This is a genomic window from Niastella vici (assembly GCF_002077945.1).
GTDB classification, from domain to species: Bacteria; Bacteroidota; Bacteroidia; order Chitinophagales; family Chitinophagaceae; genus Niastella; species Niastella vici.
On record NZ_LVYD01000060.1, the window covers coordinates 1 to 12981 of the forward strand.

Sequence of the window (12981 nt, forward strand, 5' to 3'; positions counted from 1 at the left end):
TGCGGCATAGTTAGCAACTTTTTAGCCGCCCTTTCCAAAAAACAGTGTTTGGTAGCTTACAGCTGTGTAATTCGAGTAAACTTCCATTGTGAAAATGAGAAAGAAAGCCACAAATGGTAATTAAATGGAATTATAAAAGTAATAGTTGGCTATTTTACAATTTTTTGCAACGCTGCGCCATCTCCATTAAATGATCAAACACATTTTTAGGTGCCTTCTTCAATCTGGTAATACTTACTATGAAGGTGGTTGTAGGAAATTGCTAATTTACGTTGTGTTGAAAAATTGGATGATAAACTTTAAAATTACCTTCTGGTTTTATTGGTAAAGATCCCTGCCTCTTTAAAAAGACGGATCATAACGACGTTGCAACTTGCTTAATTATCTTTGACCTTTATAAGCCATCCATCCATTAAACCATGGATAGTTCCTACATCGCCGTTGTTATTACTTTCAGTATTGCCGGCAACCCAAAAGCTTCCATCGGCATTCACTATAACACCGCTTGCTTCGTCGAAACCTGAACCGCCAAAAGTTTTGCTCCATAGTTTTTGGCCACTGCTGTTCAGTTTCAGCACCCACAAGTCTTCACCTCCCTTGTTTGCCGCTACATCGCCATCGGAAGAAGTGGAATACCCGGCTATTATATACCCCCCATCCGTAGTAATGGCTATTTGTGAATAATCGGCCACCCCATCATATTGTGCACCACCCAGCAGACTGTTCCATGTTATATCACCACTGGCGTTCAGTTTCACTATCCACACATCGTTATTGCCGTGGTTTTTACCGGTTACATCACCATTTTCGCTGTTGCTGGTTGTGCCTGCGATAAGGCATCCGCCATCAGATGTGCTTTTTATGGAAGAGGCCCAGTCGTCCTTGATGCCACCCAGTAGTTTGGTCCATACTTTATCTCCATTGCTGTTCAGTTTAATGACCCAGGCGTCATCCATGCCATGGCTGGCACCCACATCACCGCTGTTATTGCTTTCGGTAGTTCCTGCTATCAGTATAGATCCTTCGCTGGAAACGGCGAGTGTATTCCCTGAGTCATCACCAGTACCACCCAGTTTTTTCTGCCAAACAACATTCCCGCTACTGTTCAACTTGGCAACCATTACGTCTTGATTACCGTTGAGATCTATACTATAACCGCATACGGCAAAACCGCCGTCGGGTGTAATAGCTATGGAGGTAGGATATTCATCTATAGTAGTGCCAATGAGTTTTGTCCAGGCAGTATCACCATTATTTTTCAGTTTTATGATCCACCAGTCAGACCCGCCATGGTTCGTGCCTACATAACCGCTTTTATTACTATGGGTTTCGGCAGCAACTACATAACCCCCATCGCTGGTTGCCACTGCACTAAAGGCCCCATCGTAATTGGCGCCGCCCAGCGCACGTGTCCAAATTGTATCTCCGTTACTGTTTAGCTTCACTATCCATGCGTCGCCCTGGTACGTTTGACTGGAACCAACATAATTGGTAAGGCCGGTCAGTAGAATACCGCCATCCAATGCCGGGGCCATGGAAATGATACCATCTTTATAGGTACTGCCCAGGGTTTTCTGTGTTACCAATTGCACATTATACGATTGTTGTTGTTGGTTCTGGCTTTGCTGATCTTTTTTACAGGCCACAAAAGCGGCTGACAAAAGCAGGAGGGATAAAGCGCTTGTAAACTTACTGTTCATTTTATAGTGTTATAAGAGATTCAGAAGAAACGATCAAAAGGGGAATGAATATTGCAAACGGGTCAATATTTATTCCCCTTTTACATGTTTTCCCTAATATCGTTTACTCCCCAGATTTACTATCCCGGTTATGCGGTAAACCAATTAGTGCAAAGAAGTATGAGGCGTTGAACGTTACTGACAAAAATTTTTGTTTACGTATTGTTTTTTGCCACTTGCAGTAATGGAATAACATCTACCCTTTGGATCTGTGTAGTATTTTCTATTTGACGATTCATCAAGGCTACTCGCAGCACGTGCCTGTTTTGCCGCAGCAGTTTTTTTTCAACTGTGCGAAATATGCGGCGTTAGGTATGAAATTATAGTTCCTGCAAAGAACTAAATGCTACCATAATTACAGCCTGTTTTGCATTATTGCAGACTTGCTTCAGATCATTGCAGCCCGGAATGATTCATTGCAACCTGAATTCAATTCATTTCAATCTGGAAACGTTCCGTTGTCCTCCCGTTGCAACCCGGTTCCTGCCATACCTGCCCCGTATTTTTGCCGGTTTCTGCAACCCCATAGAATCCCTGCCCATCACCAGGTAATTCCCTTATACCTAAGCACATAGTCTATAGGAATACAGCCCGCTTTGTTGCGAATGGCGTACATTGCGGCGAGAAACCTATAGTATAGCAAAATCATTCAGGAGACTTACCCCATGACGAAGGAAAAGGAGATACAACAGGCCCTGGCAGCATACTTCCCGGCAGAAAGAGTAAAGACCCGCCCAATCGATCTGCATGCGTATTCATCGGATGCCAGTTTTTACTCCCTGGTGCCCAAGGCCGTGGTATTCCCGGTGAACATCGAGGAAGTGCAACTGCTTTTTCAGCTCGCCAAACAATACCAAACCTCCCTTACCTTTCGCACCGGCGGTACCAGCCTCAGCGGCCAGTCGGTTACCGAAGGCATACTCGTTGATCTGTCGCGCAACTGGCCCCTGGTAAAAGCTGAAATGGAAGGCAATGCCGTACGCGTGCAACCCGGTATTACCGGCAGCCGCGTGAACTATTTCCTGAAACAATATAAAAAGAAGATCGGGCCCGACCCGGCCTCTATCAACGCCGCCATGATGGGGGGCATCCTTTCCAATAACTCAAGCGGCATGTGCTGCGGCGTCGTCAATAATTCGTATCACACCGTACAATACCTGCAATTTGTACTGCCCAATGGGGAACTATTCAATACGGAAAACAAAGCCGATTACGAACGCTTTGAGACCACCCAGCCACAACTGTTCGCCGGTATTCAAAAACTCACCCAACAGGTCAGGAACAATGCGGCCTTAACAGCGAAGATCAGGGAGAAATACAAAATAAAAAATACCGTCGGGTACAGCATCAATGCCTTCCTCGACTACGAGCACCCGTTAGATGTGCTGGCGCATTTGCTCATTGGCGCCGAAGGAACCCTGGCCTTTATTGCGGAAGCAGTGCTGCACACCATTCCCGATAAACCATATAAAAGCACCGGACTGCTGTTCTTTGCTTCGCCGGCTGCGGCCTGCAACGCCATCCCGGCCCTGAAGGAAAGCGATGCGGAAGCGCTGGAGTTTATGGACCGCGCCGCCATTCATTCCATTGAAGACCTCGCCGGCGCACCGGCCTTTTTAAAATCATTGCCCGAAAACAGCGCGGGCATCCTGTGCGAATACCAGGCCGATACCGCAACAGGCTTGCAACAGAAAATGGAAAAAGCCGCGCAGCTCATCGAGGCGCTGCCCATCACGTATAAAACGGAATTCACCACCGATGAAACCATTCAGGCCGGCTACTGGAAGCTGCGCAAGGGCATGTACCCTGCCGTAGCTGCCGTCCGTCAAAAAGGCACTTCAGCATTGCTCGAAGATGTGGCTGTGCCGGTACAACACCTCGGCGCCGCCATCGAAGACCTGCAACAACTGTTCATCAAATACAAATATTACGATGCCATCGTATTCGGCCACGCAAAGGAAGGCAACCTGCACTTCCTGCTGTCGCAGTCGTTTGATACGCCTGAAGAAATAGCCGTTTTTGGCGCTTTTAATGATGAACTGGCGCAATTGGTGGTAAAACGGTACAATGGGGCCTTAAAAGCCGAACATGGCACGGGCCGGGTAATTGCGCCCTATGTTGAAACAGAGTGGGGGGCCGACGCGTATGCCGTCATGAAGGAATTAAAAGCCCTGATAGATCCCGGTAACATCCTGAACCCCGGCGTTATCATCAATGCCGATAGCCAGTGTCATTTAAAGAACCTGAAGCCCATGCCCGTGGTGGAAGCCGAGGTTGACAAATGCGTGGAATGCGGCTATTGCGAGAACCGCTGCCCCAGCCGCCATTTTACCCTTACCCCGCGCCAGCGCATCGTGCTGCGCCGTTCCCTGTCGCGGCTTAAAAAAGCAGGCGATACCGCCACGTATAACAGCATTGTAAAGGATTACGCCTACGATGGCCTCGATACCTGCGCGGTAGATGGGATGTGCGCTACTGATTGCCCCGTAGCCATCAATACCGGTGAACTGGTGAAACGGTTACGCAAAGAAAACCACTCCAAAACCGGGAATGCCATTGCCGGGCTGGTGGCCAAAAATTTTGGATTGGTGGAACGGTTGATCAAAACCGGCCTGCGGAGCGGACAACTGGTGAATAGTATTTTGGGTAAGAACGCCATGTTCAAACTCACCAGCGGCATACGAAAAATAGCACCGGCATTTCCTTTATGGCCCACCCAATTGACTGCGCCGGTACCAGTTACGCCACAATTGCCCGAAAAGGCTGATGTGGTGTATTTTGTTTCGTGCATCAGCAGAACGATGGGCCGCGATATCGAGAAAAAAGAATCCATTGTGGAAGTGTGCCGCCGCCTGGCCACGAAAGCGAACATCCGGCTGCTCATACCTGCCAACCTCACCGGTACCTGTTGCGCCCAGCCTTTTTCTTCAAAAGGATTTGCACCGGCATACAGTTTCTTCGTCAATAAAACAATCACCACTTTGTGGGAGTGGAGCAAACAGGGCGCACTGCCCATTGTGCTCGACATTACTTCGTGTACGCATTCACTGCAAACCTGCCGCCCACACCTTACGCCGGAGAATCAACAGCGTTTTGATAAATTGACCATTATCGACAGCCTGCAGTTTGCCACCGATATGCTGTTGCCCCGGCTCACCATCACAAGGAAAAAAGACAAAGCGGTGTTTCACCCCGTATGCTCGCTGCATAAAATGAACCTGAATAAGAACCTGTTGCAACTGGCAACTCAAACTGTACTGGAACCAATTATTCCCAGCACAGCAGGTTGTTGCGGCATGGCCGGCGACCGCGGCTTTTTTTATCCCGGGTTACCTGCTTCAGCCACCAGCGCCGAAGCGGCCGAAGTGAAGAACACCCAATGCAATGATTGCTATTCCACTGCAAAGACCTGTGAAATGGCGCTCGCCGAAGCATCGGGGAAGAACTATCGATCGATCTTGTATTTGCTTGATGAAGTAACGGATTAAAGTTACTGGTTACCAGTTCCCGGTTCCCGGTTACCAGGAACTTAATGTCAGCATGCCCGCCATTAATCGAACTGTCATAAATTTCTGCCCGGTAACTGGCAACTGGCAACTGGTAACTGGCAACTGGTAACTGGCAACTGGTAACTGGCAACTGGTAACTGGCAACTGGTAACTGGTAACTGGTAACTGGCAACTGGCAACTGGTACCCGGTACCCGGTAACAGCAACAACTGACTATTACTCAATAATCAACTATTTAAGAAAACGGTTTCTTAAATAGTTTCAAAATACCGGACGGCACAGGACGCAGAAAAAAAAATATTAATGCAACTTTACACTTCCCTTCCGTGTCTTACCAGAAAATATTAATCCTAAAAGTAATTGGTAATTCACCGAGATCAATTGCCTAATGAATTCATGAAATTTTAATGAGTGGTATAGGAATAATATTTAAAATATGTTATCTTTAAAAGAACAGGTTTAAATATCAGTTCCAACCGATTCAATTGTGCAACAATAACCAATCCTTGGCAGGTTTTCACTCGTTCCATCACTGTATTGATTCTCATTACCGTGTATAACAGAGATGAATTCGCTCCAATTTATTCAAAGATTCTACTCCGGAAACTCAGCTCTTACCCGCCGTGCCTTATCCGAACGTCACCAAGTAATCAATAACATTTTTCGTTCCTGCGAAGACACTATATGTCCATTGCATTGCCTGCCATGGCATGTAAACAGCTTTGTTACACTTTAAAACTCAACCAAACATGAAAAAGATTCTTGTTATTGAAGACAATGCCGGGATCAGGGAGAACATTGCCGAGATACTGGAGTTGGCTAATTACAAGGTTTTTACAGCGGAAGATGGAAAAATGGGGATCGAAATTGCTTTGCACGAGAAACCTGACCTCATCCTGTGCGACGTAATGATGCCGCAATTAGACGGTTATGGCGTTCTTCACTTATTGCATAAAAACCCCGCCGTTCGCAACACCCCCTTCATTTTCATGAGCGCCCGCGCCGAAAGGGCCGAAATGAGAAAAGGGATGGAACTGGGCGCCGATGATTATATCACCAAACCATTTGAGAAAACTGAACTGTTACAGGCCATTGAATGCCGGTTAAAGCGGGCCGAATGGCTGAAGCAGGAACTGGCGCCGCATGAAGCGCCGGTAAATGGCAATGGCCATGCCGTGAATGGGCTGTCGCCGCTTATAGCTGAAAGAGATATTTTATCCCTTTTAAGCGACAACCGCGACGTGTGCAAATACAAAAGAAAACAGATCATTTATGTAGAAGGCAACCGCCCCGCCCGCCTGTATTATATAAAGAAAGGAAAGATAAAGACGTATAAAACGAATGAAGAAGGGAAGGAGCTCATCGTGGGCATCTATGGCGAAGGCGATTTCCTGGGGTATGTTGCCCTGCTTGAAGGCACGGTGTATAAAGAACGCGCCGAAACCATGGAAAATACCGAACTGGCCATCATTCCCAAAGACGAATTTGATGCCCTCATGAATACGCGGCGCGAAGTAGTGCTGCGGTTTATGAACATGATGGCGAAGAACATCACGGAAAAAGAACAGTTATTGCTGGGGCTCGCCTACAACTCACTCCGCAAAAAAGTAGCCGATGCATTGATCACGGTGAACCGGAAATACAAATCATCCATCAACCTGAGCCGCGAGAACCTGGCGGCCATTGCCGGCACCGCCACTGCTTCCATGATAAGGACCCTCAGCGAATTCAAAAGCGAAAAGCTGATCGATATTCATGACGGCGCCATCACTATCCTCAACGAAAAAGAACTGGAAAATTTATTGAACTAATGTATTGAAGGATACACATAGCCTGTAGTTAACTAAAAATATTAAAAAGTAGGGGCCCCTTTTGCAATGGGGGCCCTTTGCTTTATGTTTATATGTATGAACATAAAAAAGGAGGCCCCGATGAATCGGCGCCTCGATCTGATTTTTTAAATATCCTATGAAAAACCCGTTATGCGAATATATAACAGGTGCGTATAGTTTTTTATGATGGCTATCATACGTTATTATGATTGTTGATAAATGTTGATCATAATTTTGCGGACCCGGTAATGTGCCCGGCAAAAAAATAAGGCAACCGGTCTGTATTCATCACAATCGATTGCGTTGCATTTAGCAATAAATGCCCCTTTTTTATATTAACTTGGTCTCGGAACTGCTTTTCAACATTATTGAATGAATAATCAACGCTACGGTGTCATTGGATAATACATATACCGACCGCGAACTGTTACAACAGGTGGCCAGTGGTGATGTGGTGGCCTTCAGGCAATTATTTGACCTGTATAGAATGCGGTTGTTTTCTTTTGTATTGAAGATGACCCATTCCGCTGCAGATGCGGAGGAAATTGTACAGGAAGTATTCACGAAATTATGGACGAACCGCGACAGTCTTCCTGCCGTTGAATTTCCCGGGAAATATATTTACACCATTGCGCGCAACAAAACATTGAACCATTTAGCCCGGGCGGCGCGCGATCAGCAGTTGCAACAACAATTATGGATCAATTTATCACCATACCACAATACCACGGAAGATCTGTTACAGGCACAGGAAAGCCAGCGCCTGATCAATGAAGCAATCAATTTGCTCTCGCCACAGCGGCAAACCATCTTTCGCCTGAGCCGTGAACAGGGGCTTACGCATGAGGAAATTGCCGCCCGGCTGGGTTTGTCAAAAAGCCGGATCAAAAATATTCTCGTTGAGATCCTGAAACATATAAAGGAACAATTGGTTCGTTATTCTGCCATTCTCCCCATTTTATTCTGGTTCTGAGCCCTTCAATCACCAACTTTCTCTTTTTTTTAAAAAAAGTTTCAATTTTCCCGGTCCTGCTTCTTTTTTCAACTGTCTGTATAGTTAATACCATTAACCATAAATCATTAATACTTTATTACATGTCCTTCACCGACCGCATACAATACCTGTTTGACCGGTACATGCAAAAAACATGTACCCGCGAGGAATTACAGGAATTATTACAACATATAGCCAACCCCGCGCACCGGCCATACCTCGAAAAATTGATGGATACCGAATATGACACCATGCAGTCGCTGGCTGTTGCACCGGACACCGATTGGGAATTTATGTTTCAACAGGCTGTGCAATCGAATGAGAACAAAATAGTTCCCTTAGGTAAACCGCACCGGTTTCGATGGATGCGGGTAGCTGTTGCCGCCATTGTTGTACTGGCAGTGGGTGTAACAGGTTACTGGTTTATTAACCGGCCGGCAAAAAATAAAATGGCTGAACAGGTACAACCCGTTCAACACCCGAATGATGTACAACCCGGCGGAAATAAAGCGGTGCTGACGCTGGCCGATGGATCCATCATAACCCTCGACAGTGCAGCAAATGGGCAACTTGTTCAACAGGGAAACAGTGTGGTGAACAAGACAAAAGATGGGGAGCTGAAGTATGAAGTAAGAAGTACGAAGTATGAAGTTGCCTATAATTCATTGTCAACCCCACGGGGCGGTCAGTATCAGCTTGTGTTGCCCGACGGCAGCAAAGTATGGTTGAACGCGGCTTCTTCTATTCGTTATCCGGTGGCATTTGCTAATAATGAACGCCGGGTAGAATTGACCGGTGAAGCCTATTTTGAAGTGGCAAAGGATAAAACCCGGCCCTTTCATGTAGCCGTTAATGGAATGCAGGTGGAGGTGCTCGGCACTCATTTTAATATAAACGCGTACGATGACGAGCCGGCAATCAAAACAACATTGTTGGAAGGCTCTGTGAAAGTTACAAAAGCTGATGCAACAGTTTTATTGAAGCCCGGAGAACAGACCTCATTATCCCAGTCATCCCATCTATCCCAACCCATCCCAGTTGAGACAGAAGAGGTAATGGCCTGGAAGAACGGCCTCACCGCTTTCAAAAGCGCTGATCTCAAAAGCATCATGCGGCAGGTGGCAAGATGGTATAATGTAGAGGTGGAGTATGAAGGCAACATTCCATCACGCACCTTTACCGGTGGCATTTCAAGGAATGCCCGCCTTTCTGAACTGTTGCATTTGCTGGAAGTAAGCAAGGTGCATTTCAGGATTGAAGGGAATAAATTAATTGTAACGCCTTAGGTATATAGAATTGTTGGTCCAAAAAAAACCGTTCCGGGTAGTAGCCGGAACGGCGAATGATCTGGATTGAAACAATAGTCCCCGATAGTTATCAGGGAAAGAAACATTGACTGTTTATTGCTTAACCCAAAACAAAACAAAGGTATGAATTTAAAAATTCATTCGCCGCTGTTCAGGAAAGCCCATGCGTGTAAGCCAGGCTCTTCTGGGTGGAGTCGAAGAACCAAAACACTGCTGATCATGAAGCTAACTGCCATCATTGTATTGGCAACCTGTTTACAGGTGAGTGCAACAGGCTATGCGCAAAAGATCTCTTTATCGGAGAAAAATGCGCCCCTGGAAAAAGTACTGCAACAAATTAAAAAGCAAAGCGGGTACCAGATCTGGTATGAAGACAAACTGCTGCAAAGATCATTGCCGGTAAATATCTCCGTTAAAAACGTTTTGCTCGAAGACGCGCTGAAACAGGTGTTCATCAATCAGCCGCTTTCTTTCGAAGTAATTGGCCAAACCATTGCGGTGAAGGAAAAAGCATTGACGCCGGTAACAACACCGCCACCATCAGCTGGTCCGCCGCCGGTTGATATAACCGGCCGCGTATTGAACGAACAGGGTGAACCACTGGCAGGGGCAACCGTTAGTTTGCAACGGGGTGGTAATATTCAAACCGATGCCAATGGTATCTTCCTGATAAAAGATGCCCGGCCCGAAGATGTGGTCACTGTTTCCTACACCGGTTATGAACCGGTCACTATAAAAGTAGGTAACAAAACTTTATTGTCTGTGGTCATGAAGCTCGCTGAAAAGGGGCTCGATGAAATGGTGATCGTTGCCTATGGCAAGCAAAAAAAGATAAGTGTCACGGGCTCCGTTGCTTCGGTGAACATGCAGGATATGCGTACGCCGGTGCGCTCACTCACCAATGCGCTGGCCGGCAAGGTTGCCGGTGTTATATCCATGCAAACCGGTGGCGAACCGGGTTATGATAATCCTACGTTCACCATCCGGGGTATTGGCACTTTCACCGGTGGCACATCGCCCCTGATCATCATCGATGGCGTGCAACGCGATGATGTGAACAGTTCATTTGGCGGCGCCTATAATAATATAGATCCGGAAGACATCGCTTCCATCTCTTTGTTGAAAGATGCTTCTGCTACGGCTGTTTACGGCGCCCGCGGCGCCAATGGGGTGCTCATCATCACTACCCGCAAAGGCGCTGCCGGCAAACCCCGGGTTTCCATAAAATCGGAATCGGGCGTGAGCGGGCTAACCAAAACGCCAAAAATGCTCGATGGCGTTTCCTACATGAAATTAATGAATGAAGCAAAGACCAATATGGGCGAAGCGCCGGTATACAGTGATGACGCCATTCAGAAAACAGCCAGTGGTCTTGATCCCTACCTGTACCCAAATGTGAACTGGATCAAGACGATCTATAAAGACTATACGCCCATGTATAACGCGAATGTGAATGTAAGCGGTGGCGGCGAGGCAATGCGGTATTACATTTCGGGTTCTTTTTACGACCAGGACGGCAGTTATAAAGTGTCTAAAATAAACGGGTACAATCCCAATCTCAATTTCAAACGGTACGATTTCCGGAGTAATATAGATGTGAACGTAAGTAAAACCACCCAGCTTTCGCTGAACCTCGATGCCATGCTGGTGAACAGCCGCTACCCGGGCACTTCGGCCGGCCGTATCTGGTATGCTGCCTACGCCACCAATCCCATCGCCTTCCCGGTGTCGTACCCCGGTGGCAAGTGGGCCGGCCCCCGCAACAATGGCGGTTCCAATCCTTTTAACCTGGTGCAGAATTCAGGGTACAGTACCGAGTTCAGGCCCACTATACAATCTATTGTCAGCCTTAATCAACGGCTCGACGTTATTACCAAAGGGTTGGGTGCCATGGCCCGGTTTTCCTTTGATTCATACGGCGAATTTGATAACAGCCGTAATGGCGTAAACGACCTGTGGTATGCGGGGTCAAGAGATGCAAATGGTAACCTGGTGTATGAACATGTGCGTACAGGCAGTCAGTTCCTGGGCTATTCTTCCAGCTCTACGGGCCAGCGGGTCATGTACCTGGAAGGGAACATTACCTATGACCGCTCATTGGGACCACACAGAGTGGGCGGTTTATTGTTATACAATATGCGCAACCGCGTAGTGGGTACGGCCAGCGATGTGAAGTATGCCATTCCATACCGTAACCAGAGTTTTGCCAGCCGCATTACTTATTCATACAATGATAAATACCTGGCCGAAGTAAATGCCGGCTATACCGGTTCAGAAAACTTTAAGAAAGGCGAGCGGTTTGGATTTTTTCCGGCCGTGTCAGTGGGCTGGGTAATTTCCCGCGAAAGTTTTTTTGACCCCTTAGCCAATACGGTTAACCTGTTAAAAATAAGAGCCTCGCATGGCGTTACGGGCAACGACCAGATAGGTAATGGCGACCGGTTCGGCTACCTCACCTATATCTCGGGCGGTAATTCGGCTGCTTTTGGGTTGTCGCCCACTTATTACGGCGGTATTACCGAAAGTGTATTTGGCGTAGAGAACCTGCGTTGGGAAAAATCGACCAAGGATAACCTGGGCCTCGAGCTGGGGTTGTTCAACAAAATAAATATCGTGGCCGATGTGTTCCGCGACCGCCGCAAAGACATTTTGATCCGGCGTCAATCTATTTCCTCCATAGGCGGGTATTCGTTGAGCAGCATCTATGCCAATATGGGCGAAATGAGTAACAAAGGCCTCGATGGCAGTATTGAATACAACGATAAATACGGCAAAAATGTACGGTTGCGCCTGTTCGGTAATTTCACTTATTCAAAGAACAAGATCATTTATGCCGATGAACCCAAACGTACCAATGCTTATCAGCAATGGGAAGGGCACCGGTATCCTGAGTTTACCGGTTATACGTCAGAGGGATTGTTTGTTGACCAGAACGATATTGATAAACATCCTGAACAAAAGCTGGGCAGTGTGCTTATTCAACCCGGCGATGTTAAATACCGCGACCTGAATGGGGATGGAACCGTAGATGCCAATGACTGGAGTTACCTCGGCAAATCTTCTTTTCCAACCCTGTTGTACGGGCTGGGTTTTACCATTGGCGTAAAACAGTTCGACCTCTCGGTTTTTCTGCAGGGCGTGTCTGATGTAGGCATAATGGCCAACGGCTCGGGTATCGCCAGCGTTGACGGCGCTGCCGCCGGGGTGGGGGTTGTTCCCTTTGCCGGCATTGGCCAGTATCCCGGTAATGTACTATCGAATGTAACCAGCAGGTGGACGAAAGAGAACCCGGTACAGAACGTAGATTATCCGCGCCTGAGCGTATCGAACCTCAGCAGTAATAATTATCAGAACAGCAGCTGGTGGTTAAAAGACGGAAGCTTTTGCCGCGTGAAGCAGGTTTCAGTAGGATATGATCTGGGTGCAACATCCCTCAAAAGAGCAGGTATTGCCAGCCTGTATTTTTATGCCGCCGCACAAAACCTGTTCACTTTTTCAAAGTTCAAATTGTGGGACCCCGAACTCGGCTCGTCAGGCGCCACCTATCCGCCTGCGCGTACGGTAACTGTTGGAGTAAGAGCTCAATTTTAAAGCGATTAA

7 protein-coding genes and 1 pseudogene are annotated in these 12981 nt (G+C 47.2%); 5 read left to right on the plus strand and 3 right to left on the minus strand.

Annotated features, from left to right (window positions below; all coding sequences use genetic code 11):
• Positions 1–377: 377 nt before the first annotated feature.
• Positions 378–1700, minus strand: coding sequence for a hypothetical protein (locus tag A3860_RS27650; protein ID WP_081152645.1), 1323 nt, complete (start codon positions 1698–1700; stop codon positions 378–380).
• A 174-nt stretch (positions 1701–1874) separates the two neighbouring features.
• Positions 1875–1952: pseudogene (locus A3860_RS42335) on the minus strand (hypothetical protein); the annotation flags it as partial.
• A gap of 452 nt (positions 1953–2404) precedes the next feature.
• Here A3860_RS42335 and A3860_RS27660 point away from each other — a divergent pair.
• Positions 2405–5227: an FAD-binding and (Fe-S)-binding domain-containing protein gene (locus tag A3860_RS27660; RefSeq protein ID WP_081152647.1), complete on the plus strand. Its 2823-nt coding sequence runs from the start codon at positions 2405–2407 to the stop codon at positions 5225–5227.
• Between the two features lie 74 nt (positions 5228–5301).
• On the opposite strand, the gene A3860_RS40675 is transcribed toward A3860_RS27660, so the two are convergent.
• Positions 5302–5472, minus strand: a complete 171-nt coding sequence (locus tag A3860_RS40675; protein ID WP_143774289.1) for an alpha/beta hydrolase — start codon at positions 5470–5472, stop codon at positions 5302–5304.
• A gap of 525 nt (positions 5473–5997) precedes the next feature.
• On the opposite strand from A3860_RS40675, the gene A3860_RS27665 reads away from it, so the two are divergent.
• The 4 genes from A3860_RS27665 (at position 5998) to A3860_RS27680 (ending at position 12972) form a co-directional block, all read left to right on the plus strand.
• Entirely contained in the window at positions 5998–7059 is a 1062-nt protein-coding gene (locus A3860_RS27665) for a response regulator (protein ID WP_081152649.1), read from the plus strand.
• 412 nt (positions 7060–7471) lie between these two features.
• Positions 7472–8053 carry an RNA polymerase sigma factor gene (locus A3860_RS27670; RefSeq protein WP_081152652.1) on the plus strand — a complete coding sequence of 194 codons (582 nt, stop codon included), beginning with the start codon at positions 7472–7474 and terminating at the stop codon, positions 8051–8053.
• 122 nt (positions 8054–8175) lie between these two features.
• A complete protein-coding gene (locus A3860_RS27675) occupies positions 8176–9360 on the plus strand; it encodes a FecR family protein (RefSeq protein WP_081152654.1) in 1185 nt (394 codons plus the stop codon).
• Between the two features lie 144 nt (positions 9361–9504).
• On the plus strand, positions 9505–12972 hold the full coding sequence (locus A3860_RS27680; protein ID WP_081152656.1) for a TonB-dependent receptor: 3468 nt from the start codon (positions 9505–9507) through the stop codon (positions 12970–12972).
• Positions 12973–12981: the final 9 nt, after the last annotated feature.

Bases quoted from the DNA above. Each gene is read 5' to 3' on its own strand.
- A3860_RS27650 (WP_081152645.1), bottom strand. From the start codon at position 1,700: ATGAACAGTAAGTTTACAAGCGCTTTATCCCTCCTGCTTTTGTCAGCC.
- A3860_RS27660 (WP_081152647.1), top strand. From the start codon at position 2,405: ATGACGAAGGAAAAGGAGATACAACAGGCCCTGGCAGCATACTTCCCG.
- A3860_RS27665 (WP_081152649.1), top strand. From the start codon at position 5,998: ATGAAAAAGATTCTTGTTATTGAAGACAATGCCGGGATCAGGGAGAAC.
- A3860_RS27675 (WP_081152654.1), top strand. From the start codon at position 8,176: ATGTCCTTCACCGACCGCATACAATACCTGTTTGACCGGTACATGCAA.
- A3860_RS27680 (WP_081152656.1), top strand. From the start codon at position 9,505: ATGAATTTAAAAATTCATTCGCCGCTGTTCAGGAAAGCCCATGCGTGT.